At 64.2% G+C, this 24,880-nt stretch carries 22 protein-coding genes; 12 read left to right on the top strand and 10 right to left on the bottom strand.

Annotated features, from left to right (window positions below):
• The first annotated feature begins 41 nt into the window (after positions 1 to 41).
• The 5 genes from tgt to V7Q81_RS00845 all read left to right on the top strand — a co-directional run bounded on the left by tgt (position 42) and on the right by V7Q81_RS00845 (position 5,019).
• Positions 42 to 1,142: a tRNA guanosine(34) transglycosylase Tgt gene (tgt, locus tag V7Q81_RS00865; RefSeq protein WP_333839409.1), complete on the top strand. Its 1,101-nt coding sequence runs from the start codon at positions 42 to 44 to the stop codon at positions 1,140 to 1,142.
• A gap of 39 nt (positions 1,143 to 1,181) precedes the next feature.
• Entirely contained in the window at positions 1,182 to 1,517 is a 336-nt protein-coding gene (gene yajC / locus V7Q81_RS00860; RefSeq protein WP_333839406.1) for a preprotein translocase subunit YajC, read from the top strand.
• 61 nt (positions 1,518 to 1,578) lie between these two features.
• Positions 1,579 to 3,396: a protein translocase subunit SecD gene (gene secD / locus V7Q81_RS00855; RefSeq protein WP_333839403.1), complete on the top strand. Its 1,818-nt coding sequence runs from the start codon at positions 1,579 to 1,581 to the stop codon at positions 3,394 to 3,396.
• Between the two features lie 23 nt (positions 3,397 to 3,419).
• The gene (gene secF / locus V7Q81_RS00850; RefSeq protein ID WP_333839400.1) at positions 3,420 to 4,355 is read left to right on the top strand and encodes a protein translocase subunit SecF; all 936 of its coding nucleotides are present in this window, start codon (positions 3,420 to 3,422) and stop codon (positions 4,353 to 4,355) included.
• Between the two features lie 22 nt (positions 4,356 to 4,377).
• Entirely contained in the window at positions 4,378 to 5,019 is a 642-nt protein-coding gene (locus tag V7Q81_RS00845; RefSeq protein ID WP_333839398.1) for a DedA family protein, read from the top strand.
• Here V7Q81_RS00845 and V7Q81_RS00840 read toward each other — a convergent pair.
• Both V7Q81_RS00840 and purB read right to left on the bottom strand, forming a co-directional pair.
• Positions 5,013 to 5,864, bottom strand: coding sequence for a tetratricopeptide repeat protein (locus V7Q81_RS00840; protein ID WP_333839396.1), 852 nt, complete (start codon positions 5,862 to 5,864; stop codon positions 5,013 to 5,015). The genes V7Q81_RS00845 and V7Q81_RS00840 overlap by 7 nt on opposite strands.
• 82 nt (positions 5,865 to 5,946) lie before the next feature.
• Complete coding sequence (gene purB, locus V7Q81_RS00835; protein WP_333839394.1) at positions 5,947 to 7,317, bottom strand: adenylosuccinate lyase; 1,371 nt, start codon at positions 7,315 to 7,317, stop codon at positions 5,947 to 5,949.
• 117 nt (positions 7,318 to 7,434) lie between these two features.
• On the opposite strand from purB, the gene V7Q81_RS00830 reads away from it, so the two are divergent.
• Entirely contained in the window at positions 7,435 to 8,046 is a 612-nt protein-coding gene (locus tag V7Q81_RS00830; protein ID WP_333839392.1) for a glutathione S-transferase, read from the top strand.
• A 31-nt stretch (positions 8,047 to 8,077) separates the two neighbouring features.
• On the opposite strand, the gene mnmA is transcribed toward V7Q81_RS00830, so the two are convergent.
• From mnmA to V7Q81_RS00790, 8 genes are all read right to left on the bottom strand, one after another.
• Positions 8,078 to 9,142, bottom strand: a complete 1,065-nt coding sequence (gene mnmA, locus V7Q81_RS00825; RefSeq protein WP_333839390.1) for a tRNA 2-thiouridine(34) synthase MnmA — start codon at positions 9,140 to 9,142, stop codon at positions 8,078 to 8,080.
• A gap of 3 nt (positions 9,143 to 9,145) precedes the next feature.
• A complete protein-coding gene (locus tag V7Q81_RS00820; protein WP_333839388.1) occupies positions 9,146 to 9,592 on the bottom strand; it encodes an NUDIX hydrolase in 447 nt (148 codons plus the stop codon).
• A 108-nt stretch (positions 9,593 to 9,700) separates the two neighbouring features.
• Complete coding sequence (locus V7Q81_RS00815) at positions 9,701 to 9,883, bottom strand: hypothetical protein (RefSeq protein WP_333839386.1); 183 nt, start codon at positions 9,881 to 9,883, stop codon at positions 9,701 to 9,703.
• Positions 9,884 to 10,046: 163 nt separating this feature from the next.
• Positions 10,047 to 10,631: a superoxide dismutase gene (locus tag V7Q81_RS00810; RefSeq protein ID WP_333839384.1), complete on the bottom strand. Its 585-nt coding sequence runs from the start codon at positions 10,629 to 10,631 to the stop codon at positions 10,047 to 10,049.
• 306 nt (positions 10,632 to 10,937) lie between these two features.
• Positions 10,938 to 11,438, bottom strand: a complete 501-nt coding sequence (locus V7Q81_RS00805; RefSeq protein WP_333839381.1) for a urate hydroxylase PuuD — start codon at positions 11,436 to 11,438, stop codon at positions 10,938 to 10,940.
• Between the two features lie 222 nt (positions 11,439 to 11,660).
• Entirely contained in the window at positions 11,661 to 12,611 is a 951-nt protein-coding gene (locus V7Q81_RS00800) for an acetoin utilization protein AcuC (RefSeq protein WP_333839378.1), read from the bottom strand.
• A gap of 58 nt (positions 12,612 to 12,669) precedes the next feature.
• The gene (locus tag V7Q81_RS00795; RefSeq protein ID WP_333839376.1) at positions 12,670 to 13,860 is read right to left on the bottom strand and encodes an amylo-alpha-1,6-glucosidase; all 1,191 of its coding nucleotides are present in this window, start codon (positions 13,858 to 13,860) and stop codon (positions 12,670 to 12,672) included.
• A gap of 384 nt (positions 13,861 to 14,244) precedes the next feature.
• A complete protein-coding gene (locus V7Q81_RS00790; RefSeq protein ID WP_333839375.1) occupies positions 14,245 to 15,603 on the bottom strand; it encodes a sigma-54 interaction domain-containing protein in 1,359 nt (452 codons plus the stop codon).
• A 217-nt stretch (positions 15,604 to 15,820) separates the two neighbouring features.
• On the opposite strand from V7Q81_RS00790, the gene V7Q81_RS00785 reads away from it, so the two are divergent.
• The 6 genes from V7Q81_RS00785 to treS all read left to right on the top strand — a co-directional run bounded on the left by V7Q81_RS00785 (position 15,821) and on the right by treS (position 24,875).
• Entirely contained in the window at positions 15,821 to 16,150 is a 330-nt protein-coding gene (locus V7Q81_RS00785) for a DUF2173 family protein (RefSeq protein ID WP_333839373.1), read from the top strand.
• Positions 16,151 to 16,159: 9 nt separating this feature from the next.
• Complete coding sequence (locus V7Q81_RS00780; protein WP_333839371.1) at positions 16,160 to 16,489, top strand: DUF2173 family protein; 330 nt, start codon at positions 16,160 to 16,162, stop codon at positions 16,487 to 16,489.
• A 56-nt stretch (positions 16,490 to 16,545) separates the two neighbouring features.
• Entirely contained in the window at positions 16,546 to 16,917 is a 372-nt protein-coding gene (locus V7Q81_RS00775) for an SCP2 sterol-binding domain-containing protein (RefSeq protein ID WP_333839368.1), read from the top strand.
• Positions 16,918 to 17,552: 635 nt separating this feature from the next.
• Positions 17,553 to 19,475: a 1,4-alpha-glucan branching protein GlgB gene (gene glgB, locus V7Q81_RS00770; protein ID WP_442954725.1), complete on the top strand. Its 1,923-nt coding sequence runs from the start codon at positions 17,553 to 17,555 to the stop codon at positions 19,473 to 19,475.
• Positions 19,472 to 21,496: an alpha-1,4-glucan--maltose-1-phosphate maltosyltransferase gene (locus tag V7Q81_RS00765; RefSeq protein WP_333839364.1), complete on the top strand. Its 2,025-nt coding sequence runs from the start codon at positions 19,472 to 19,474 to the stop codon at positions 21,494 to 21,496. The genes glgB and V7Q81_RS00765 overlap by 4 nt, the downstream gene beginning before the upstream one ends.
• Positions 21,438 to 24,875 carry a maltose alpha-D-glucosyltransferase gene (gene treS, locus V7Q81_RS00760; RefSeq protein WP_442954724.1) on the top strand — a complete coding sequence of 1,146 codons (3,438 nt, stop codon included), beginning with the start codon at positions 21,438 to 21,440 and terminating at the stop codon, positions 24,873 to 24,875. Before V7Q81_RS00765 ends, treS begins: the two co-directional genes overlap by 59 nt.
• Positions 24,876 to 24,880 lie beyond the last annotated feature (5 nt).

Raw genomic sequence — 24,880 nt, 5'->3', positions numbered from 1 at the left:
CTTTTCCATAGCTTCCCCGCCAACCTCGTGATGGCTGCTTCATGCGCTTCGAGATAATCGCCCGGGATGGCGCCGCCCGCTGCGGCCGCCTCACCCTTGCCCACGGGATCGTGGACACGCCCGCGTTCATGCCGGTGGGCACCTATGGCACGGTGAAGGCCATAAGTCCCGCGGAGCTCAAAGGGCTGGGCGCTCAGATGGTGCTGGGCAACACCTTCCACCTCTGGCTGCGGCCGGGGCTCGAGGTGATCGAGGCCCATGGGGGCCTGCACCGATTCATGGGATGGGACGGCCCCATCCTCACCGACTCGGGCGGCTACCAGGTCTTCAGCCTGGGCCCGCTGCGCACGATCAGCGAGGAAGGCGTCACCTTCCGCTCCCCGGTGAATGGGGACCGGTGCTTCCTTACCCCCGAAGAGTCCATGCGCATTCAGCGCCTACTCAATGCCGACGTGGCCATGGTCTTCGACGAATGCACCCCCTATCCCGCCAGCGAAGCCGAGGCGCGCGCCTCCATGGAACTTTCCTTACGCTGGGCGGCGCGCTCCAAGCGGGCCTTCGAGGGAAGCCCAAACGCCCTGTTTGGCATCGTCCAGGGCGGAACGTACGAACACTTGCGCGAAGCGTCCCTGGCAGGCCTCCAGGACATCGGCTTCGATGGCTACGCCATCGGCGGCCTTTCTGTGGGCGAGCCTAAGGAGGCGAGGTGGCGCATTCTGGATCACACGGCGGCACGCCTGCCCGGTGATCGTCCCCGCTATCTCATGGGCGTGGGTACCCCTGCCGACATGATCGATGCCATTGCCCGGGGAATCGACCTCTTCGATTGCGTGCTGCCCACCCGCAACGCCCGCAACGGCTGGGTCTACACCCGCCAGGGAGTGGTGAAGCTGCGCAACAGCCGCTACCGGACGGATCTGTCGCCCCTGGACGAGGAATGCGATTGCTACACTTGCCGCACCTTCACCCGTGCCTATCTGCACCACCTGCAGCGGGTGAACGAGATGCTGGGCGCACGGCTCAACACCTTGCACAACCTGCACTACTACCAGCGGCTAATGCGGGAGGCCCGGGAGGCGATCCGGCAGGGCCGCTATGCCCACTACGCCGCCGCCTTCAACCGGGCGGCCTTGGGAGCGTGATAAAATTCAGGCCTTTATCAACCTGCTCGGAGAAACAAGGTGCTGATTCCCCAAGCCTTTGCTCAAGCCGCGCCCACCACCGGCGGTGCCGACTGGCTGAGCCTGTTGCCCCTGATCCTGATCTTCGTCCTGTTCTACTTCATGCTCATCCGGCCCCAGATGAAGCGGGCCAAAGAGCACAAGGCGATGATCGAGGCGCTTCAGAAGGGGGACGAAGTGGTCACCGCCGGTGGCACCATCGGTCGCATCACCAAGGTGGGAGACGGATACGTGACCCTGCAGGTGGCTGACAACGTAGAGATTCAGGTACAAAAGCAGTCGATTCAGCTGCTGCTTCCCAAAGGCACGTTCAAGTCGGTGAAAGGCGAAGGATGACCGCCGTGGGCAATGTTTCGACCCGCTCCCGTGCGGCCCCTCTCGGCAGCGCTTGCCAACCATGAACCGCTACCCTCTTTGGAAATACCTCCTGATCGGCGTGATCCTGCTGGTCGGAGTGATCTACACCTTGCCCAATTTTTTTCCCGAGGTGCCGGCGGTCCAGGTCACCCCGGCCCGCTCCGCCGCCAAGGCCGATCCAGCTTTGCTGGAGCGGGTAGAGACCGCCCTTAAGACTGCAGGCATCACCCACCAAGGTGCGTTCCTCGATGCGACGGGGGTGAAGGTGCGCTTTGCCGACACCGACGCTCAGCTCAAGGCCAAGGACCTGTTGACGACCCAGCTCGGCGAACAGTACGTGGTTGCCTTGAACCTGCTCTCCAGCTCACCGCGCTGGCTCACCGCCATCCATGCCTTTCCCATGTATCTGGGCCTGGACCTGCGGGGCGGCGTCCACTTTTTGCTCCAGGTGGACATGAAGGCAGCCGTCGAGAAGGCCGCGGAACGCTACGCCAATGATCTGCGCACGCTTTTGCGCGAGAACAGGATCGCCTATGGCGGCATCAGCCGCACGGGCACCGTGGTCCAGGTCCGTTTCCGGGACCCTGCCGTTCGCACCGACGCCGTGAAACTGATCGAGAAGAACTATCCGGAACTTCTCCTGCGGGAGGAGGAGCGGGGCGGCGAGCTTCTGCTCTCAGCCACCTTGCGGCCCGAGGCCGAAAAGCGGGTGCAAGAGCTCGCCCTGCAACAAAACCTGACCACCCTGCGCAACCGGGTGAACGAGCTGGGCGTGGCCGAACCCATCGTCCAGCAGCAGGGCATGGACCGCATCGTGGTCCAGCTGCCGGGCGTGCAGGACACGGCCAAGGCCAAAGAGATCCTGGGACGCACCGCCACCCTGGAAATCCGCCTGGTGGACGAGACCCACGATCCCCTGGAAGCGGAGCGCACCGGCAACCTTCCCTTAGGGACCGAGCTCTACCACGACCGGGACGGCACGCCCCTCCTGGTGAAAAGGAGCGTGGTGCTGACTGGAGATCGCATCACCGACGCCCAGCCGGGCTTCGACAGCCGCACGGGGGAGCCGGCAGTGCACGTGACCTTGGACGGCACGGGCGCCCGCATCTTCAAGAACATCACCCGCGAGAACGTGGGCAAGCGCATGGCGATCCTGCTGATCGAGAAAGGCCAGGCGGAGGTCATCACCGCGCCGGTCATCCGGGAGGAAATCGGCGGCGGGCGGGTACAGATCAGCGGGCGCATGAACACCGAGGAGGCACGGGACATCGCGCTCCTGCTGCGGGCCGGAGCCCTCGCCGCGCCCATGGAGATCGTGGAAGAGCGCACTGTCGGTCCCAGCCTGGGGCGTGAGAACATCGAGAAGGGGTTCAATTCCACCCTCTATGGCTTCATCGCCATTGCCACCTTCATGGCGGTGTACTACCGCGTGTTCGGGATCATCGCGGTGATCTCCCTCGCCGCCAATGTGTTCCTGCTGGTGGCGATCATGTCCATGTTGCAGGCGACCCTGACGCTACCCGGCATTGCCGGTATCGCTTTGACCGTTGGCATGGCCATCGACGCCAACGTGCTCATCATCGAGCGTATCCGCGAGGAGCTCAAAAACGGCAATACCCCCCAGGCGGCCATCCACGCAGGCTATGAACGGGCCTTCGACACCATCCTGGACGCCAACATCACCACCCTGATCGCGGGCTTCGCCCTGTTCTGGCTCGGCTCTGGCCCGGTGCGGGGTTTTGCGGTGACCCTGTGCATTGGTATCCTGACCACGATCTTCAGCGCGGTCATGGTATCCCGCGCTATTACCAACCTGATCTACGGCCGGCAGCGGCGCCTCGAGCGCCTGCCGGTATAGAACGCCCCAGGTAGACCTTCGTCATGCTCGAGATCATCCGCCTCAAGCGCGACCTTCCGTTCATGAAGTACGCCCGAGCGACGATCATCGTCTCCTCGGTATTCTTCGCCCTCGCCGTGGGGGCGCTCGTCTTCCGCGGCTTGAACCTGGGAGTGGACTTCACCGGCGGCACGGTCATGGAAGTGACCTACCCGCACGCCGCCGATTTGCCGAAGATTCGGGCCACTCTGAGCGGCGCCGGTTTCAGCGACGCCGTCGCGCAGACCTTCGGTACCGCCCGCGACGTGCTGATCCGGCTTCCGGTGCGGGAGGGCGTCACTTCAGCCCAGCTCTCGGAGCAGGTACTCGCCGCCCTCAAGGCGGCGGATGCCACGGTGCAGCTCCAGCGGGTCGAGTTCGTCGGCCCCCAGGTAGGGGCGGAACTCCTCTACGACGGCTCCCTCGCCCTGCTGGTGGTTACCATCGGCATCATGATTTATCTCGCGGTGCGTTTCGAGTGGCGCTTCGCCGTGGGCGCCATGGTCGCCACCGCCCACGACATCGTTTTCATCCTAGGCCTGTTCGCCCTGTTCCACTGGGAATTTTCTCTTACGGTCCTGGCAGCGGTGTTGGCGATCCTCGGCTACTCGGTCAACGACACCGTGGTGGTGTTCGACCGCATCCGGGAGAACTTCAAGAAGATGCGCAAAGCGAGCACGGCCGAGATCATTGACCACTCCATCACCCAGACCCTGGCGCGCACCGTGATCCTCTCGGGCACGACCCAGCTCATGGTGCTGGCCATCCTGTTCTTCGGCGGCGAGACACTGTTCAACTTCGCTCTGGCCCTCACCATCGGCATCGTGGTCGGCACCTACTCATCGGTGCTGGTGGCCAGCCCCGTGGTGATGTGGCTCGGGGTCTCCCGCGCCGACTTCGTCAAGCCGGAAAAAAAGAGCCAGGCGGACGCAACGCCGTAACCTCGGAGTAAAGACCGCGCCCGTGGATCTCGCCACCCTTGTCGATCTCCTGATCCACCTGGATCGCTACCTCATCTGGGTGGTGGAAAACTACGGGGTGTGGATCTATGCCCTGCTATTCCTGATCGTCTTCTGCGAAACCGGGCTGGTGGTAACACCGTTTCTCCCGGGCGACTCGCTGCTCTTCGTCGCTGGCACCCTCGCTGCGGCGGGAGCGATGGACGTTCATCTGGTGGTGCTGCTGCTCATCGCGGCCGCCATCCTGGGGGACACGGTCAACTACTGGATCGGCAAGGCGGTCGGGCCGCGGGTGTTCCACGAGGAGAACGCCCGGTTTTTCAGGAGGGAGTACTTGGAGCGCACCCACCGCTTCTACGAGCGACATGGCGGCAAGACCATTATCATTGCCCGCTTCGTGCCCATTATCCGCACCTTTGCCCCCTTCGTCGCCGGCATCGGCACCATGGACTATGGGCGCTTTTTGTTCTACAACGTGACGGGCGCGATTCTGTGGGTCACCTCTCTTACCTACGCCGGCTACTACTTTGGCAACCTGCCCTGGGTCAAGGCGAACCTCACCCTGGTGATCCTGGGCATCATTCTCCTGTCCATCTCCCCGGGGATCTTCGAGTACCTGCGCCAGCGGGCGGCGGCGCGTCAATAAAGGGCGCTCGCCAGCAACCGCCGGTACCGGCTCACCAGCTCCCCCTGATTGCCCAGCAAGTCGAAGATGGAGAGCATGGTCTTGCGCGCCGCCTCCTTCCAGCTGCCCCGGTCCCGGCGAACGACTTCCAGGAGCTCGGCGAGGGCTGGCTCGTACTCCCCCCGGCTCGCATAGTGGCGCGCCAGCCTGAGCCGGGCCTCCAGGTCCCCAGGATCGGCGCCGATGCGCCCCCGCAGCGTCTGGGCGTCCTCCTTCTCGGCGCCGGCAAATTCGGCCCGGGCGACAAGGGCCGCCACCCGCGGTTCGTCGCGCGCGAAGATGGAAAGACCCTCCAGCAGCGCTTTCGCCTCCTCCGCCCGGCCCAGATCGAGCAGGATCTCTGCTCGATCCACTTGGATGCCTTCGTTTTGCGGCTCCAAGGCCTGGGCCTCGTCCAGGCGCGCCAGGGCCTCCGCCGCCTGGCCCGCGGCGCGCAGGGCCGCCGCCTGCCGGCGCAGCAGCTCGGCCCGGGAAGGGAAAAGTCGCTCGATGAATTGCCGCACCATGGACTCGGGCAGCGCGCCGGAGAACTCGTCGCGCACCTGCCCGTCCACAAAAGCCTTCACGTTGGGAATGCCGCGCACGCCATAGCGCATGGCGAGCGCCGGGTTCTCGTCGGAATTCACCTTGGCCAGGAGGAAGCGGCCCTGGTATTCCTCTGCCAGCTTCTCCAGGATGGGCTTGAGAGCCCGGCAAGGGGCACACCACGCGGCCCAGAAGTCCACTAGCACGGGCCGGCGCTTCGAGCCTTCGATCACCACCGCCTCGAAATCCGAGGCATTGACGTCCAGTGCATGGGCGCTCATTTTTCCCACTCCCGATCAGACCGCTCGAAACATTGAGGCCAGCCCCCGGAATTTCAAGCCGGTGCCCGCGCGGAAAGAGGACTCAGATCTCCCGGGCAAGCCGGGCTGCCAGGCCGGTGTAATCCCGGGGGGTAAGGCTCAGCAGCCGCACCTTTTCCGGCTCGGGCAACGGGAGAGCCTGGATGAATTGGTGCAGCGCCTCCCGAGTGAGGGTTCCCTTGCCCCGGGTGAGTCCCTTGAGCTGCTCGTAAGGGTCGGGAAGCCCGTGGCGGCGCATCACCGTCTGCACCGCCTCCGCCAACACTTCCCAGGCCCCGTCCAGATCCTCCTCGATCCGGGGCGGGTTGGCCTCCAGCTTCTCGAGCCCCTGGAGCAGGGCCTCGTAGCCCAACAGGCTATGGCCCAAGGCAACACCCACGTTACGCAGCACCGTGGAGTCGGTGAGATCCCGCTGCCAGCGGGATACGGGAAGCTTCTCCGAGAAGTGCCGCAGCAGCGCGTTCGCGAGCCCCAAATTGCCTTCCGAGTTCTCGAAGTCGATGGGGTTCACCTTGTGGGGCATGGTGGAGGAGCCCACCTCCTCGGGTTTCGCCCGTTGCTTGAAATAGCCCAGGGAGATGTAACCCCAGAGGTCCCGATCCAGATCGATGCACACGGTGTTGGCGGCGGCCAGGGCATCGAATAACTCGGCCATGGCGTCGTGGGGTTCGATCTGGATGGTATAAGGATTAAAGGCGAGGCCCAGGCTTTCCACGAAGCGTTGGGCGAAGCCCTCCCAGTCGAAGTCTGGGTAAGCCACCCGGTGGGCGTTGTAATTGCCCACTGCCCCGTTCATCTTGCCGGTGAGCATCACCGCCTCGAGGCGGCGGCGTGCCCGGCGCAGCCGATACGCCACGTTCGCCATCTCCTTGCCTAGGGTGGTGGGAGAGGCAGGCTGCCCGTGGGTGCGTGCCAGCATGGGCTGGTCGGCCAAACGGTGGGCGAGTGCGACGAGCGCCTCCTCCAGCCGCCCAAGCAAGGGCAGCAGCACCTCCCGCCGCGCCCCTTGCAGCATCAGGCCATAGGCCAGGTTATTGATGTCTTCCGAAGTGCAGGCGAAGTGGATGAAACCCAGGGCGCGCTGCGCTTCCGGCTGGCCGCAGAGCCGCTCCCGAAGCCAGTACTCGATGGCCTTGACATCGTGGTTGGTGCGCGCTTCGATCGCCTTCACCGCCGCGGCGTCCTCGGGACCGAAGCGCTGCGCGAGCCCCCGCAGGGCCTGCACCGCGGTGGGCGAAAAGGCGGGAAGCTCCCGGATGGCGGGCTCGGCGGCGAGAGCCAATAGCCACTCGATTTCCACTTTGACCCGAAACCGGATCAAGGCGGCCTCGCTGAACCAATCCCGCAGGCGCTCCACTTTGGCATGATAGCGCCCATCGAGCGGGGACAGGGCCGTGAGGGGAGAAAGGCTCATGAATGGCTGCGAAAAAAAACAATTCTATCACGGAGCTCCGGACGTACCCGCAGAAGAAGCGGCCTTTCGCCAATGCTATAATTCGCTCCCGTTCTTCGACGCGAGCCACACCTTTTCATGAAGCTTCTCGGATCCCTGACCAGCCCCTTCGTGCGCAAAGTGCGGGTCGTGATGGCGGAAAAGCGCATCGAGTGCGAGTTCGAACAGCACGACCCCTGGGACGAAGCCACCCCCATTCCCCGGTTCAATCCCCTGGGCAAAGTACCTGTCCTTCTCATGGACGACGGTACCGCGCTCTTCGACTCCCGAGTGATCGTGGAATACCTGGACGGGCTCACGCCCGTGTCCCGGCTTATTCCCGACAACGGCCGCCCCCGGGTAATGGTGCGCCGATGGGAGGCCCTCGCTGACGGGGTACTGGAGGCGGCCATCGCCGTCTACCGGGAAGGGAAACGCCCTTCCACCCAGCAGAGCAGCGCGTGGATCGAGCGGCAACAGCGGAAGGTGACCGCCGGCCTGGAAATGATGGCCGAGGAGCTGGGGGAAAAAAGCTGGTGCCACGGGGAAGGTTACTCCCTGGCCGACATTGCCGTGGGTTGCTGTCTGGGATGGCTCAGCCTGCGGCTGCCCGACCTGGATTGGGCTAGCGCCCACCCCAACCTCAAGCGGCTCTACGACAAGCTCAGCAAACGTCCCTCGTTCAGCGACACGGCCCCCTCCCAGACCTAGATTGCGGCAGGGCTCACTCGGAGTAAGCAGCTCATTCGATGAGGCCACCGCCGAGGCATACCCGGCTCTCGTAGATCACCACCGACTGGCCCGGGGTGACCGCCCATTGGGGCGCGGCGAAGCGAATCGTGGCGCGGCCGTCCACGACGCTATCGATCGTGCACGGGGCATCGGGCTGCCGGTAGCGGGTCTTGGCGGCGTAGACCCAGTGGCATCGGGGGACTTCTCCGCTCACCCAGGACAAGTCGGTGCAGGTGAGGGTATCGCGCCAGAGCCAAGGATGGTCCTGGCCTTGCACCACGATCAGCGCATTGCGGGCCAAGTCCTTGCCCGCCACGTACCAGGGCGCGCCGGGGCCGCCGATGCCTAGACCATGGCGCTGGCCGATGGTGTAGAACATGAGCCCCACATGGCGCCCCACTACCTCGCCCTCGGGCGTTTCCATGGGACCGGGCTGCTGGGGCAGGTAGCGTCCGAGAAATTCGCGAAACGGCCGCTCACCGATGAAGCAGATGCCGGTGGAGTCTTTCTTGTCGTGGACCGGAAGGCCTGCCCGGCGAGCGATCTCCCGCACCTCCCGCTTGTAGAGCTTACCCAGAGGAAAGAGAGTGCGGCTAAGTTGTTCCTGGTTCAGACGGTACAGGAAATAGCTCTGGTCCTTGGTGCCGTCCTCGGCCTTGAGCAACTGGTACTTCCCGTCGACTTCCCGCACCTGGGCGTAGTGGCCGGTGGCGATCCAGTCCGCCCCCATGCCGAGCGCATGGTCCAGAAACGCCTTGAACTTGATTTCGGCGTTGCACAGCACGTCCGGGTTGGGCGTGCGCCCGGCCCGGTGCTCCGCCAGGAAATGGCTGAACACCCGTTCCTTATACTCGCGGGAAAAGTTGACCGCCTCGATTTCGATGCCCAGAACCTCCGCCACCGAGACCGCATCCACCAGGTCCTGGCGGGCGGTGCAATATTCCTCGTCATCGTCCTCTTCCCAATTTTTCATGAACAGGCCGACCACCTCGAAGCCCTGTTCCTTGAGGAGCAGGGCCGCGACGGAGGAATCGACGCCGCCGGACAGGCCGACAACCACGCGGGAGCGGGCCATGGGTCAGCCGAGGTGGGTCAAGACGTCCAGGGGATAGCGCCGGCCGGCGAGGTAGTCTTCCAGGCAGCGCAGCACCAAGGGGCTGCGGTGCCGTTCCCGGCTGGCCCGAATCTCCTCCGGGGCAAACCAAGCGGCCCGGACGATGCCCCGATCCAGGGGGCGCTCAGGCTCGTGACCGGTCACCATCCCGCAGAAGGCGAAGCGCAGATAGGTGGTGCCGGTCTCCAGGTAATGCCAGCGGTAGACCCCCAGCAACCATTGGGGAGCGAAGCGGTAACCGGTCTCCTCCAGGGTTTCCCGGGCCACCGCTTCCATCAAGGTCTCGTGGGGTTCCAGGTGACCCGCCGGCTGATTGAACCGGCGCCCCTTGCGTGTGCGCTCTTCTACCAAAAGAAATCGGCCGTCCTGCTCCACCACGGCCGCCACCGTGACATTGGGCTTCCACACCATGGAGAGAAATCAAAAATTATAATTTTACCCCGTCACCCGTGACGGCGACGGGAAGAAAAAAGGCAGGGCGCCCCGCCCTGCCTTTTCGAGGAAAACCGGTCGTGCCGGTTACTTCTTTTCCTCTTTCTTTACTTCTTCCTTCTTCTTCTCTTCCTTCTTCTTCTCGCCCGCCTTCTTCTCTTCGGCCTTCAGTTCCTTCTTCTCTTCCTTCTTTTCCTGCGCCATCACGGGATTGGCGGCAAGCCCGAGGGCGATCAGGGACGCGAACAGGGCAGATAGCAGCTTACGCATTTTTTCCTCGTTAAGGTTAGGTATTGATATGAAAAGGCCGCGACCGGAAAACCGGTCGCTAGCTAAAAACGCGCAACACCGGCGGTGGTTGACAGGCCCCAGGACATCCTGGGGCCTCCAGCGCCGATCCGCTCCACCCCATAACTTAAGAACTTACTTTAGATTAGGCGCCGAAGTTCTTGGAGGCAAATTCCCAATTCACGATCTTCCAGAAAGCCCCTACGTAGTCTGGACGCCGGTTGCGATAGTCGATGTAGTAAGCGTGCTCCCACACGTCACAGGTGAGGAGCGGGATATCCGGACCAGTGAGGGGTGTCTGGGCGTTGGAGGTGTTCACGATGTCCAAAGTGCCGTCGGCCTTCTTGACCAACCAGGTCCAACCCGAGCCGAAGTTGCCCACCGCGGCCTTGCTGAAGGCTTCCTTGAACGCTTCGAAAGAGCCCCACTTGTTTCGGACAGCCTCGGCGAGCTTGCCCGAGGGCTCCCCCCCTCCTTGGGGAGAAAGGGAATTCCAATAGAACGTGTGGTTCCAGACCTGGGCCGCGTTGTTAAAAATGGCTCCCGCCGGCGCTTCCTTGACGATCTGCTCCAGCGATAGCTTTTCGAAGGCGGTGCCCTGGATCAGGTTGTTCAAATTGGTCACGTAGGCCTGGTGATGCTTGCCGTAGTGATATTCCAGGGTTTCCCTAGAGATGTGGGGCTCCAGGGCATCCATGGGATACGGCAGAGGGGGAAGGACGTGCTGCATGAGGATTCTCCTTTCTTGGTTGTGCAGATCTCACCCGAGTATTCCACGAAGACGCCCGGGGCCGGATGCACCTCACCGGCTCGCGCCCGCTTCTGTCAAGAGACAGCCCTAGCGCCGCCCAAGGGGCATGCATCGCTTGTCCGGCTGGAACGCCACCGCGCTACAACGCGGTGGATACACCCCGGCGGGAAAACGCTGGGGAGGCGATTACCCCTTGGGGGGACTGCCGGCGGAGGCAAGCGGCAGGCCGCCCGCCTCCCGGGAAGGACTCGTGGGTCTACCGGCGCAAGTCTACACCATGCCGCCTCAGCCAAAAAAGGCGGTGCGTAGCACTCCGCCGCTTGCCACCATGAAAAAGATCATGGGGATGGAGAGCATGGTGTTGGTGCGGGAGGCGAGGAAGGCCACACGCCGCGCCCGGTTCTTCTCCTCGTCGGTGGCCTGGGTGAGACCCAGGATCTTCTTCTGGTTGGGCCAGATGAGCACCCACACGTTGAATAGCATGATGGTGCCAAGCCAAGCTCCGACCCCAATGGGGACGAAGGCTCGATCGAGAAAGAAAAACGCGTCGAAGAAATGCTTCCCCAACAGATTGGCCCCCGCGAGCCATGTCACCACCGCCGCCCAGCGGAAGTAGAGCAGCGCCCGGGGTGCCACGTGCTTGGTGATGCCGGCGGCGGTGCCATCGGCCTGGGCGGCTTTCAGGGCATCCACCTGGACGAAGTTGAAGTAGTAAAGCAACCCGATCCACATGATGCCGGCCAGGATGTGGATCCAGCGGCCGATGCCGAGCTGAACGAATTCCATAGTCAGCCTCCCAGGGCGAACTTGACAATGTAATAGAGGATCACCGTAATGACGAGGCCGGAAATGATGGTGCCCCACAACGAATCCAGCGGGTTCTTCATTGTTTGCCCCTCCTTGGTAGACTGAGTCCGAGACCCGTTGCCAGTCTAGGAACAATTGCCCGCGGGCGCAAATATCCTTTCCCGGCCCTCGGGGCCTGGCTCGAAAGAAAGGGCGCCGGGGTCAGGGGGCCTCCACCAGCTCCTTCAGCACGGCGCTCCAGGCCGTTGCCAGATTGGGGCGGTCGTAACCCCCGCCGCCGAAAGCCATGAGTCGTCCCTGGGCGTACTCCTCGGCGAGGGCGGCTAGCCGCCGCGCTGCATGGGCATGGGCCGCCGAGGAGTAGCGCAGGTGCGCCAAGGGATCCCCCGCCAGGCTGTCCGCACCGCACTGCAAAATCACGAACTCGGGCGCGAACCGGCGCAGGTGGTCCTCGACCCGCTCCCACGCCTGAAAGAACGCCTCGTCCCCGGCCCCCGGAGGCATGGGCACGTTGAGCTTGGTTCCCTGGGCGGTTCCGGTGCCCGTCTCGTCGGCGTGGCCCGTTCCCGGGTAGAGGTAGCGGCCGTCTTCGTGGACGTCTGCCACGATCACGTCCGGGTCGTCTTCGTAGGCGTAAAAGACCCCGTCACCATGATGGACATCGATGTCCACGTAAGCCACGCGGCGGATGCCATAGTCCCGCCGCAAGGTTTCGATCAGCACCCCCGTGTCGTTGAACACGCAGAAGCCCGCCGCTCGGGCACGGCGGGCGTGATGCAGACCCCCGATCGCCTGGAAAGTGCGGCGGCATTCCCCCTCCATGAGCCGCCGCAGCCCGTCTAGCGCCGAGCCCACCACCGCGGCTGCCGCTTCAAAAATGCCGGGGAAGGCCGGCGTGTCCCCATAGTCGAGATAACCCCGCCCGGCCCGGGAAGCCCGCTCCACCTGTTCCAGGTAATCCGGGGTATGGAAGCGCTCCAGCGCCTCCCGATTCGCCACTACCGGCCTTCTCAGCGCCGCCTGCCGGTGCAGGCCCTGGCGGGTTGCCTCCCTCAGGAACGCAGCCTGGCGATCGGGGCCGAAGGGATGGCCGTCGGGAAAGCCATAACGGGCGAGTTCTTCGCCCACGTATAAATAAACCTTCTGGTCCATGGATCTGCTCCTCCTCTGCCTCATTAATAAATTAGTGGGGTCTCCAGGCAGAAGCGTTTCAGAAGATCCGCCCTGCCAAGGAGGCATGGGCCAGCAGGAAGGCGGCCGCGCTCCAGGATTGCCCCCGCATCCCCATGGGTTCGCCGGTGCGACCGTGAAACCACTCATAAAAAGCCCAGCCGCCCGCGGCGTTGGTCTGGGCAAGCCGGGCAAGGGCCGCCCGGGCCTTGACTTTCTCGCCCAGGGCGGCGAGCCCCATCACCCAGAAGCCACCGACGAAGGGCCAGCACCCGCCGTTATGGTACTGGTAAGCCAGGTTCTGCCGGTGCCGTCCCATGTAGGCACGCCACAGGGGCGTGCCCGGCTCTATGGGGGAAAGCGTCACCCGTACCGGCACCGGCCGCTCCACTTCGTTTCGCTCCAGGACGCGAAGGATGCCCCGGGCGCGGCTCTCGGAAGCAAGCCCCAGCAGCAGCGCCAGGAGATTGCCAAGCACGTCCCCCTCCTCTCCCCAGAAGGAAAAGTTGACGAAGGACAAATAAAGCTCCCGGTTCTGGGCCTTGCGGCGCACGAAATGGCCGAGCAGGCGCAACCGACGGTACTCCGGCAACTCGCCGGAGAAAGGAAAGAACAGGTGGTTGAAGTGGTGCCGTGTCTCCCGCTCCCCCGGCAAGCGGTAAAGCCGCTTGACGTAGTACCACAAGGCGTTGGAATAGAGAACATAGCCCGAGCGGGGCATAATGTCGGCCCAGTCTGCCGCCTCGTTTTGCGCCACGAGCCCCAGTTTTGGATGCTCCTGGCATCGCAGCCAGTGCAGTCCCCGCTCCATTGCCGCGGCGTGGGAGCGCTCGAAGGCGTGGTCGCCGGTGAGCTGCACATAATGGCGGGCAGCGATCAGCCACCACAAGGTGGCGTCGATGCAGCCCACGTACCAGAAGTCGGCCTCTCGCTCCCGCAGGCGCACGAACTTGGGGATCTGGCCGTTGTCCGCCTGGTGGCGGGCCAAGGTCTCGAGACTCGCCCGGGCCCCCTGGATGAGGTCGGGATCGCGAGAACGCGCCATGGCGAGCACGCACAGGCCCGCATCCCGGGCAAACACGGCATCGTAGCCCCGCGCCCGGGCGTGCCGGCCCGGCGCCGCCGCACGGATGCCATGGGGTGTCAGGTTCGCCTTAAGCAGCGCCTCTGCTCGCGCCGCGCATTCCGCGAGTAACGGCTCTTCCTGCGGCCCTGCTCCTTCCTTCCCCATGGGGTGGCAATCATACAGGGGAGTTTCAAACTGGGTGTACGGCATGCTCGCAGGATGGGTGGATCAGGAGTCCGGCCTTCGCGGCAGGCCGCCGGCTGCTCGCGCTGCTCCCTCGAAAGCGATGCCTTGGTGAAGCCCGCGGAGCGATCGATACCCCGAATCCGGCGCCTGCGCTTCCCAGGTGTCGCCGCAGGAGGCTGCCTGCGAGGGGACAGCGTTCCAGCATGCGCTCTCTTAAGTCAGGGAGGTGCCGGCGCCCCGGCTCTCCAGGGTGCCTTGCATCACAGTGTTCGGAATAGAGGGGGGACGGAATTCATCGGCTCGTCCGCACGGACGAGGTTTCAATAGACCGTCAATACCAGGCCTGGTCGCACCCTGACCGGATCAACCCAGTCCCAGCTTGCGCATCCGGCGCCACAGGGTCACCCGGTCGATACCCAGCATCTTCGCCGCAGCGGTCTTGTTGCCGTCGCAGCGCTTGAGAGCGAACAGGATCTGGCCCCGTTGATGCTGATCGGGGTTGGCCGCCGCCGCGGCGCCGCCCAGCGGCAGCACGGCGCCGTGGGCGGGGTAGTCGCGCACGTCCTGAGGTAGGCTCTCGGGGCGAATCACCCCGTCCACCGCACAGATGAGGGCGTGTTCCATGGCGTTTTCCAGTTCCCGCACATTGCCCGGCCAGGGGTAGTCCAGAAGCCGCCGCAACGCCTCAGGGGCAAGCACCGCCCGCCCGTAGCCGCGACTGACGAGGCGATCGAGGAAATGATCGATGAGCAGAGGGATGTCCGCCTTGCGCGCCCGCAGGGGCGGCACGTGGAGGGTGATGACCGACAACCGGTAATACAGGTCGGCCCGGAACTGGCGCGCTTCCACCGCGTCCTTCAGATTGCGGTTGGAAGCCGAGACGATGCGCACGTCCACCGTCTGGCTCTTGTTCGAGCCTACCGGCTCGAAACTCTGTTCCTGCACCGCCTTCAGAAACTTGGCCTGCAGGTGCAGGGGCACCTCCCCGACCTCGTCCAGAAACAGCGTGCCGCCGTGGGCTGCAGCGAAACGCCCGATGCGCTCACTCGTGGCGCCGGTGAAGGCGCCCCGCACATGGCCGAAGAATTCCGACTCCAGCAGCTCCGAGGGAATCGCTGCGCAGTTCACTTCGATGAGCGGCCGCGCCTTGCGGGGACTTAACCGGTGCAACTGCCGCGCGAGCACGTTCTTGCCGGTGCCCGACTCCCCCTGCAGCAGCACATAGGCTTCCGTGGGGGCCACCTGGTCAAGCTGCCGCAGCACTTCCCGCATCTGCGGATCGCGGGTGATGAAGTCGGGCGGTGAGCGCTCCCCCGAGGCCTCCCGAAGCCGTTTCAAATCGGTCACGTCCCTGAGCAGCACGAGCCGCACGGGACTTCCCCGCGGCCGTTCGATGATGCCGGTGCGCAACTCCAGACACCGGCGTCCCGAGGGCAGATCGAACCAGCGCTCCATGGTTACGATCCCCTGCTGGCGGCGGCTGACGGCATCGACGAAACCGCGTTCGATCAAGCCGCGGGTAATGGCGAGCTTGAGATTGACCCCCCCCACGTCGGTGAGGCTGACGATCGGCCGCTCGTCGGGAATCTCCAGCAACTCCCGCACGGCGTCGTTGGCGAAGGAGACGTGGCCGTCCAGTTGGGTCAGAAGGATGCCCTGATCCAGGCCGGCAAGCAGCCCTTCCAGAATTTCTTCGTTCTGGAGGAGTTGGGAAAGGGCCATGGCGATGCCCGTTGCGCAACGGAAACACAAAATCTAACTCATTGATCAACGGTGGGCAACAGCTGAGCGTTGCAACAACTGCAACATATATTGCAACAGTTGCACCCCGACTGATTGTAAAAAACTGCAATGAATCATGGGCTTACAAACTGGCATCGGGCTTGCAGGAGCCAGGACGCAGGGGCCGTCCCTGTCTCGAATGCAGGAGGGCAAGACCATGGCAGACCTGAAAAAGGCCATGAGTATTCCCGGTGCTTTCGCCGCCGGGGAGTTTTCCCCCACGGGCGAGCTCATCAGCTACGTGGGCAGCGTGAGCTTGCAGGCGGCGAAGATCGCCGCCCAGATGTGTGCTGCCAACATGCTGATGTTCAAGATGCAAGCCTCGGGCTGGACCGCTTATACCGGCAAGGAAGGTTTCGAGCCCGCGCGGGGCTTCGCCGTGTCGGGGCCGGAAAATTCCGCCCTCATCGTGGGCAACGTGGGGGTATTCGTGCGCAACAAAGACGCGGATTTCGACAAAGCCTTCGAAGTTCTGGCGTCCCTGTGAGGAGGAACCATGACTGATTTCAAAAAACTGCTCAAACTCAAGGGTGTGTTCGCCGCCGGCACCTTTTCCGACGACGGCAAGCTCACCGGCTATGTCGGAGACATCACCGAGGATGAGGCGGCCATGGCAGCGGCCATGTGCGCGGCCAATATGCACATGATGCGGATGCAGGCCGACGGTTATACCGCCATGAGCGGCGAGTCGGGCTGGACACCCGCCACGGGATTCGCCGTGGCGGGCCCTAAATACGCGGTATGCGTAATGGGCAACAAAGGTGTCTTCGCCCGGGTCGGGGAAGCCTCGTTCAACGAGATTTACAAAGCGCTTTCGACGTCCTGACCGTTGCGGCCGGCCAGATGGCCGGCCCTTTTAACCTCATCCATGAAAGGAAAAGCATGGAGGACTTTCTGACTGCGGATTGGGCCGAGCGCTATCGGCTGGCGTGGAATGCCGATCCCATGCTGGTGCAGGGGCTCAAGGGGTTTACCGCCTGGATCGAATACGGGTGGGAAGACGGCTCCCGTCCCAGCGCCTTCCTGCGGGTGGAGGACGGCAAAGCGACGGCTACGGCGTGGGAGAGGGCGCCCGCCAAGCCCGACTTCGTGATGAAGGCAAGCGAGGAAAACTGGCAGCGCCTGCGCGAGGGCACCCTGTCGGGGCGCGCGGCCCTGCTTACCAAGAAGCTCAAATTCCAGGGCTCCATGATCACGGCGATGAGGTACATGGGACCTTTTGAACGAAGCATCGCCTTGCTCGGCAAGGTGTGAAACACGGGGTGTGCTCGGGCTCCAGGGCTGACCCCATCCCGGGTTCCCACGGGGAGGACCGAACCGCGGGGTATCCGTTCCCCGGTCCTGCCCTGGGACGTCTGCGGGCTCGAGGACCGCGGTGGATCCGGCGCCGGGTCGGGATGAAACGGCCCTCCGAAAGGCAAGTGCCCAAAACGTCGCGTCCTCTTCCCTCCGGGGAGGCGATGCGGCCCAAACCCGCGCGGACGTCCTGAAGAATGGGCGCAGGCAAGACACCACTGCGACGCCTGGTGGCCGCGTTTTGATCCCTTAGCTGCCGCCGCAAGAGCGCGCCCCTTGTCCCCCGGCGCGGCTGTCCCCCGTCCAATCGTCCGCGGCAAATCATGTCGTTCATCGCGTCCCCCGCTCGGGAGAGGACCTTCTGACGGTGAATCATGCGCGGGTTGGCCCGTGGAGTGTGCTGTGCTATAGTGAGCGTCGAGCTTTCGCACAAGAAGCGTCCACTCCATCGGCGCGCCCCCTTTTGCGCGGGCGCATCCGTCAGCGGTTTCGAGCTGTTGCGCAGCGCCGGGCATCCGAAGACTTCGGTTCCCGGGCCAAGCCCCAACCGAAGTGCCCGCGTGCCCGGCCAAGGGAAAGGTTTGAACCTCATGATGGACCTGACCGGCGAACGCGCCGCCGCCTCTGTGCTCACCGAGCACGACATCTATCTCTTCAAGGAAGGCAACCACGCTCGTCTGTATGAGAAGATGGGCTGCCATTTCACGAGCGAGGGTGGCCTCCCGGGTGCCCGGTTCGCCGTGTGGGCGCCCAACGCTCGCCATGTATCCGTCATGGGCGATTTCAACGACTGGGACCCCGCCGCCCACCCTCTGCGGGTTCGGGATGACGGCTCCGGTATCTGGGAGGGTTTCGTGCCCCACGTGCGCCCGGGGCAAGCGTACAAGTACCGCATCCATTCCCGCTTCCACGATTACCAGGCTGATAAGGGCGATCCCTTCGCTTTTTACTGGGAAATACCCCCCCAGACCGCTTCCCGCGCCTGGCGCTTGGATTACGAGTGGCACGACCAGGAATGGATGGCGAGCCGACGCCGGCGTAACGCCCTGGACGCCCCCATCTCCATCTACGAGGTACACCTGGGCTCCTGGCGCCGCGTGCCCGAGGACGGTCACCGTTCGCTTAACTACCGGGAGATCGCGCTGCCCCTGGCCGAGTACGCAAAAAGCATGGGCTTTACCCACGTGGAGCTGCTACCAATCACCGAACATCCTTTCTTCGGCTCCTGGGGCTACCAGGTGACCGGCTATTTCGCCCCCACCGCCCGCTACGGCACTCCCCAGGATTTCATGTACCTGGTGGACACGCTGCATCAGCACGGCATAGGCGTGATCCTCGATTGGGTCCCCTCCCATTTCCCCAGCGACGGTCACGGACTGTGCTATTTCGACGGTACCTATCTCTACGAGCACGCCGATCCCAAGCAGGGCTTTCACCCCGAATGGAACAGCTACATTTTCAACTACGGACGCCACGAAGTGCGGGCTTTCCTTTTATCGAGCGCCCTGTTCTGGCTGGACAAGTACCATATCGACGGGCTGCGGGTGGATGCGGTCGCCTCCATGTTGTACCTGGACTATGGGCGCAAAGAAGGCGAATGGGTCCCCAACGCCTACGGCGGCAAGGAGAACCTGGAGGCGATCGCGTTTCTGCGCAAGCTGAACGAGCTGGTATACCAGGCCTACCCTGACGTGCAGACCATCGCCGAGGAATCCACTTCCTGGCCCATGGTATCGCGCCCCACCTACCTGGGAGGCCTGGGCTTCGGCATGAAGTGGAACATGGGCTGGATGCACGACACCCTGGACTATATGCGCCAGGATCCCATCTACCGTAAGTATCACCACGACCGGCTCACCTTCAGCATCTGGTACGCTTTTTACGAGAACTTCGTCCTACCCCTCTCCCACGATGAGGTGGTGCATGGCAAAGGTTCCCTGATCGGCAAAATGCCAGGCGACTGCTGGCAGCAGTTCGCCAATCTGCGCCTGCTCTACGGCTACATGTGGGCCCACCCGGGCAAGAAGCTATTGTTCATGGGGGGGGAATTTGGCCAGCGGCGAGAGTGGCAGCACGACGAAAGCCTGGAGTGGCACGTGCTGCAGTATCCGGAGCACGGCGGAGTGCGGCAGTGGGTGGCGGACCTGAACCGCTTCTACACCACCGAACCGGCGCTGTACGAGCTGGACTTCCATCACGAAGGCTTCGAGTGGGTGGACTGCCACGACGCCCAGGCGAGTGTTCTTTCTTTTTTGCGCTTCTCCCGGGACCGCAAGCGTACGATCCTGGTGGTGTGCAACTTCACTCCGGTCCTGCGCCAGAACTACCTCGTGGGCGTTCCCCACCGGGGCTTCTGGCGAGAAGCGCTCAACTCGGACTCGCCCTTTTATGGGGGAAGCGGCGCTGGCAACCTGGGCGGCGTGGAAGCTGCTCCGGTGCCCGCCCACGGGCGCTTCCACTCGCTCACCCTCACCCTCCCGCCCCTCGCTGTGCTCTATTTTACCCACGAGGGATGAACGTGGACGCCCCCCAGACCCTGCCTGAGAAGGTGTCTGCCGCCCCCCGGGACGGGCGCGTACGGGCGGTGATCGAGGCTGTGCGCCCGGAGGTGGATTGCGGCCGCTTCCCCATCAAGCGGGTGATCGGCGAGCGGGTGGTGGTGGAAGCGGATGCCTTCGCCGATGGCCACGACGTGCTGGTCTGCGTGCTGCGCTACCGCCACGAGGCGGACAGCGAGTGGCGTGAGGCGGCGATGAAGCCCCTGGGCAACGACCGCTGGCGCGGGAGCTTCCCGGTAGAGCGCCTGGGCCGCTACCGCTATACCGTGACCGCCTGGGTGGACCCTTTCCTGTCCTGGCGGCACGAGTTTGCCCGCCGCTCCGAAGCCGAGGACATCCTGGTGGCCGCCCAGGTGGGCGCCAGACTGATCCTCGAGGCGGCCGAGCGGGCGCCCACGACTGAGGCCCAAGCGCTGCGGGAGTGGGCCGGGCGCCTGGCGCAAGGCCGGGAAGCCGGGGAGGCGCGCCGTATCGGCCTGGACGAGGGGCTCGCAGAGCTGGCGATGCGCCATCCCGACCGGCGCTTGGCCGCCCATGCCGGCCGGGAGCTGGAAGTGGTGGTGGACCGGGTGCGGGCCCGCTTTTCCACCTGGTACGAGCTGTTCCCCCGTTCCGCCAGCCCCGAGCCGGGCCGTCACGGCACCTTCCGGGACGTGGAGGCGCGGCTCGCCTACATCGCGTCCATGGGCTTCGACGTGCTCTACCTCCCTCCGATTCATCCCATCGGCCGGGTGCGCCGCAAGGGGAAAAACAACACCCTGGAGGCCAGCCCCGATGACGTGGGCAGCCCCTGGGCCATCGGCGCCGTAGAAGGAGGCCACAAGGCGGTGCATCCCCAGCTCGGCACGCTCGCTGACTTTCGCCGCCTGGTGGAGAAGGCCCGGGAACACGGCCTCGAGATCGCGCTGGATATCGCCTTCCAGTGCGCGCCGGACCATCCCTACGTGAAGGAGCACCCGGAATGGTTCCGCTGGCGCCCGGACGGCACGGTGCAGTACGCGGAAAATCCGCCCAAGAAATACCAGGACATCTACCCCTTCCACTTCGAGGGGGAGGCCTGGGCCTCCTTGTGGGCGGAGCTCAAAAGCGTGTTCGAGTTCTGGATCGAGCAGGGTGTGAGAATCTTTCGCGTGGACAACCCCCATACCAAGCCTTTCCCTTTCTGGGAGTGGGTGATTGGGGAGCTCAAGCGCAAGCACCCCGAGCTGATTTTTCTGTCGGAAGCCTTCACGCGACCCAAGGTGATGCACCGGCTCGCCAAGCTGGGCTTCACCCAGTCCTATACCTACTTCGCCTGGCGCAACACCAAGCAGGAGTTGACCGCCTACTTCACCGAGCTCACCCAGGGCGAGGGGCGGGAGTACTTCCGGCCCAACGTCTGGCCCAACACCCCTGACATCCTCACCGAATTCCTCCAGTTCGGCGGCCGGCCGGCCTTCACCTGCCGGCTGCTACTGGCGGCCACCCTGGCGGCGAGCTATGGAATCTACGGGCCAGCTTTCGAGCTGCAAGAGCGCGAACCCCGAGAACCGGGCAGCGAAGAATACAAGGACTCGGAGAAGTACCAGCTGCGCCATTGGGACCTCGACCGCTCCGACAGCCTGCGGGACCTGATCGCCCGGGTGAACGCCATCCGGCGGGAAAACCCTGCCCTCCAGGCGGACTGGAGCCTCAGGTTCCTGCCGGTGGACAACGATCAGTTGATCGCCTATATGAAATCCTCCGAGGACGGGTCTAACGTCATGGTGATGGTGGTCAACCTGGATCCCTACCATGCCCAGGCCGGCTGGGTGGAGCTCGACCTGGAGGCCCTGGGCCTGGATCCCCGCTCCTCCTACCAGATGCACGAACTCCTTTCCGGCGCCCGGTATCTGTGGACCGGGGCGCGCAATTTCGTGCAGCTCGCTCCGGGCATGGGTCATGTGTTTCGGCTGCGCCGGCGCGTGCGCACCGAACGGGACTTCGACTACTTTATGTGAGGAGGCGCGCGCCGTGGATCAGCCGACCCGCGAGTTGCTGGCACCGGAAAGGGCCCCCAAGGTCTTTACCTGGGCCGACGATCCCCTCTGGTACAAGGATGCGATCATTTACGAGCTCCACGTGAAGGCCTTCTTCGATTCCAACAATGACGGGATCGGAGACTTCAGGGGGCTCACCGCCAAGCTCGACTACGTACAGGAGCTGGGGGTCAACACGATCTGGATCCTGCCCTTCTACCCTTCGCCCCTCAAGGACGACGGCTACGACATTTCCGACTACCATAACGTGCACCCTGACTACGGCACCCGTAATGACTTCCGGGTGTTCATGCGGGAAGCCCACCGGCGAGGCCTGAAGGTCATCACTGAGCTGGTGATCAATCACACCTCAGACCAGCATCCCTGGTTTCAGGCGGCCCGGCGAGCCCCGCCCGGCTCGTCCAAGCGCAACTTCTACGTGTGGAGCGAAACCGCCAAGAAATACGCTGGTACGCGCATCATCTTCACCGACACCGAGGTATCCAACTGGGCCTGGGACGACGTGGCCAAGGCCTACTACTGGCATCGCTTCTTCAGCCACCAGCCGGACTTGAACTTCGACAACCCGCGGGTGCTGAAAGCAGTCATCCGCGTGATGCGCTTCTGGATGGACATGGGAGTGGATGGGATGCGGCTGGACGCCATCCCCTACCTGGTGGAGCGGGAGGGCACCAACAACGAGAACCTCCCGGAGACCCATGCCGTGATCAAGCAGATCCGGGCGGAGATCGATGCCCATTACAAGAACAAGATGCTGCTGGCCGAGGCCAATCAGTGGCCGGAGGATGTGAGGGAGTATTTCGGCGACGGGGACGAGTGCCACATGGCTTATCACTTCCCTCTGATGCCGCGCCTGTTCATGGCCATCGCCCAAGAGGATCGTCACCCGGTGATCGAGATCATGCGCCAGACGCCGGACATCCCCGACAACTGCCAGTGGGCCATCTTCCTGCGCAACCACGACGAGCTCACCCTGGAGATGGTGACCGACCGGGAGCGGGATTATTTGTATCGGATGTACGCCGCCGACCCGCGCATGCGCCTCAACGTGGGCATCCGCCGGCGCCTTGCCCCGCTCATGGACAACGACCGGCGCAAGATTGAGCTCATGACCTGGCTCCTCATGACCCTGCGCGGCTCGCCCATCTTGTACTACGGGGACGAGATCGGCATGGGCGATAACATCTACCTGGGGGATCGCAACGGGGTGCGTACCCCCATGCAGTGGAGCATCGACCGCAACGGGGGCTTTTCCCGCTGCGACCCTCAGCGCCTGTACCTGCCCCCCATCATGGACCCGGTGTACGGCTACCAGGCGGTCAACGTGGAGGCCCAGGCGCGCAATCCCAGCTCCCTGCTCAACTGGACCCGGCGACTCATCCAGGTGCGCAAGGACCATCGCGCCTTCGGGCGCGGGACCCTCACCTTCCTCGAGCCCGGCAACCGCAAGATCTTGGCTTACCTGAGGGAGCACGACAACGAGGTCATCCTCTGCATCGCCAACCTGTCCCGCACCCCTCAGGCGGTGGAGCTGGATCTCGGCCGCTTTGCCGGCCGCGTCCCCGTCGAACTGTCGAGCAACATCTCCTTTCCTCCGATCGGCCACTTGCCCTATCTGCTCACCCTCCCGGCCTATGGCTACTTCGGCTTCGTCCTGTCTCTCGAAGCGCCGGTGCCCGAGTGGCACGAAGAGAAGCTGCCCCATCGGGAGCTTCCGGTGCTGGTACTGCTGGAGGGGCTACGCACCTTTTTCCAGGCGAAGGGTGGGGCGAAGGACATCAAGCGTCTCATCGCCTCCCGCACCCGGGAGCAGCTGCAGCGGGAGGTGCTGCTCCCCTACATGTCCACCAAGCGCTGGTTTGCCGCCAAGGGGCACGCGGTCAAGCGGATCGAGCTGGTGGAAGAAGGTGAGTGGACCACCGCCGAAGGAAGCTGGCTGCTGGCGTTCCTGGAGGTGGAGTACGAGGACATTCCCACCCAGACCTATTTCCTGCCTCTGGCCATCGCCTGGGAGGAAAAAGGCGAGGATCCCCTCCATCGTTTCGGCGCCTGGACCCTCGCCCGGGTGCGCCAGAAGGAAAAGATGGGTATCCTCTATGGCGCCTTCGGTGATCCCCGGTTCTGCCGAGCCCTCGCCCGGACCATGGGCACCAACGCGGAAGTACCCTTCGCCCGCGGCCGGCTCAAGTTCACCTGCACTTCCGCCTACGCAATCCACGCGTCGGCCATCGACGAGCCGGTACACCATCCGGCCCTGGATCAGAGTCACACGGGCGTATTCTTCGGCAAAAAGCTCTACCTCAAAGGCTACCGGCGTCTGTCGGAGGGGGTGAGCCCCGAGCTGGAGATCGGGCGCTTTCTCACCGACGTGTCCCCCTTTCCCCATATCGCCCCGGTCCTCGGCGCAGTGGAGTACCTGCGCAACGACGGCGCCCTCATCACCTTGGCGCTGCTGCAGCAGTGCGTGGAGAACCAGGGCAACGCCTGGGCCTTTACCGTAGACTACCTGGAGCGGCTGTCCCAGGCCCTGTTCGCCAGCGCCGAACAGCCCGAGCCCGAGCGCCGGCTCGATACTCCTCACGGGATGTATTTGGCGCTCGCGGAAACCCTCGGCCGGCGGGTGGGCGAGCTGCACCAAGCGTTCGCTCGCCCGAGCGGCGATCCGGCCTTCGACCCTGAACCCGTGACCCCCGAGGACTACCAGCGCTGGTTGCAGCGGGTGCACGAAGACGTGGTGCGCACCCTGGACGCCTTGGAAGAGCGGCGCCCGCAGCTTCCCGAGGCGGTGCGCCCATCGGTGGAGGCGCTGCTCGGACGGCGGCTCGCCATGATCGACTGGGTGGACAAGCTTTCGCTGGAAGGGCTGGCGCTCACCAAGACGCGCTACCATGGCGACCTGCACTTGGGACAGGTGCTGCTCAGCCAGAACGACTTCATCTTCATCGACTTCGAAGGCGAGCCGGCCCGGCCCCTCGCCGAGCGGCGGGCCAAGCACTCGCCGCTACGGGACGTGGCGGGAATGGTGCGCTCGTTCAACTATGCCGCTGCCGCCGCCATCGGCCACCAGGCAGGGCAGCCGGAGGAGAAGCGCCAGGCCCTGGAAGCGGCCATTGGGCAGTGGGAAAGCCAAGCGGTGGAGGCTTTCCTTGCCGGCTACCGGAGTGCCACCCGCGACTGCCCCTCGGTGCCCGCGGACCCCGCCCACTGGCAACGGCTGCTGGAACTATTCATTCTGGAGAAGGCGCTCTACGAGCTGCGCTACGAGATGGACAACCGGCCCGACTGGGTCGCCATTCCGGTGCGGGGGCTCCTGGCGCTCTCCCTCTCGCGCGGAGGGTAAATCCC

The organism is Pelomicrobium sp., from assembly GCF_036803785.1.
Lineage (GTDB): Bacteria > Pseudomonadota > Gammaproteobacteria > Burkholderiales > UBA6910 > Pelomicrobium.
The sequence above is the reverse complement of the archived record's forward strand: the minus strand, read 5'-3'. Positions and strand labels throughout refer to the sequence as shown.

Excerpts from the sequence above, each read along its gene's own strand:
- V7Q81_RS00815 (WP_333839386.1), bottom strand. The coding sequence starts at position 9,883 with ATGCGTAAGCTGCTATCTGCCCTGTTCGCGTCCCTGATCGCCCTCGGG.
- V7Q81_RS00780 (WP_333839371.1), top strand. The coding sequence starts at position 16,160 with ATGACTGATTTCAAAAAACTGCTCAAACTCAAGGGTGTGTTCGCCGCC.
- mnmA (WP_333839390.1), bottom strand. The coding sequence starts at position 9,142 with ATGGCCCGCTCCCGCGTGGTTGTCGGCCTGTCCGGCGGCGTCGATTCC.
- V7Q81_RS00775 (WP_333839368.1), top strand. The coding sequence starts at position 16,546 with ATGGAGGACTTTCTGACTGCGGATTGGGCCGAGCGCTATCGGCTGGCG.
- V7Q81_RS00840 (WP_333839396.1), bottom strand. The coding sequence starts at position 5,864 with ATGAGCGCCCATGCACTGGACGTCAATGCCTCGGATTTCGAGGCGGTG.
- V7Q81_RS00795 (WP_333839376.1), bottom strand. The coding sequence starts at position 13,860 with ATGGGGAAGGAAGGAGCAGGGCCGCAGGAAGAGCCGTTACTCGCGGAA.
- tgt (WP_333839409.1), top strand. The coding sequence starts at position 42 with ATGCGCTTCGAGATAATCGCCCGGGATGGCGCCGCCCGCTGCGGCCGC.
- treS (WP_442954724.1), top strand. The coding sequence starts at position 21,438 with ATGTGTTTCGGCTGCGCCGGCGCGTGCGCACCGAACGGGACTTCGACT.
- V7Q81_RS00830 (WP_333839392.1), top strand. The coding sequence starts at position 7,435 with ATGAAGCTTCTCGGATCCCTGACCAGCCCCTTCGTGCGCAAAGTGCGG.
- V7Q81_RS00810 (WP_333839384.1), bottom strand. The coding sequence starts at position 10,631 with ATGCAGCACGTCCTTCCCCCTCTGCCGTATCCCATGGATGCCCTGGAG.
- secF (WP_333839400.1), top strand. The coding sequence starts at position 3,420 with ATGCTCGAGATCATCCGCCTCAAGCGCGACCTTCCGTTCATGAAGTAC.
- V7Q81_RS00785 (WP_333839373.1), top strand. The coding sequence starts at position 15,821 with ATGGCAGACCTGAAAAAGGCCATGAGTATTCCCGGTGCTTTCGCCGCC.
- secD (WP_333839403.1), top strand. The coding sequence starts at position 1,579 with ATGAACCGCTACCCTCTTTGGAAATACCTCCTGATCGGCGTGATCCTG.
- V7Q81_RS00790 (WP_333839375.1), bottom strand. The coding sequence starts at position 15,603 with ATGGCCCTTTCCCAACTCCTCCAGAACGAAGAAATTCTGGAAGGGCTG.
- V7Q81_RS00765 (WP_333839364.1), top strand. The coding sequence starts at position 19,472 with ATGAACGTGGACGCCCCCCAGACCCTGCCTGAGAAGGTGTCTGCCGCC.
- V7Q81_RS00805 (WP_333839381.1), bottom strand. The coding sequence starts at position 11,438 with ATGGAATTCGTTCAGCTCGGCATCGGCCGCTGGATCCACATCCTGGCC.
- V7Q81_RS00820 (WP_333839388.1), bottom strand. The coding sequence starts at position 9,592 with ATGGTGTGGAAGCCCAATGTCACGGTGGCGGCCGTGGTGGAGCAGGAC.
- purB (WP_333839394.1), bottom strand. The coding sequence starts at position 7,317 with ATGAGCCTTTCTCCCCTCACGGCCCTGTCCCCGCTCGATGGGCGCTAT.
- V7Q81_RS00800 (WP_333839378.1), bottom strand. The coding sequence starts at position 12,611 with ATGGACCAGAAGGTTTATTTATACGTGGGCGAAGAACTCGCCCGTTAT.
- glgB (WP_442954725.1), top strand. The coding sequence starts at position 17,553 with ATGGACCTGACCGGCGAACGCGCCGCCGCCTCTGTGCTCACCGAGCAC.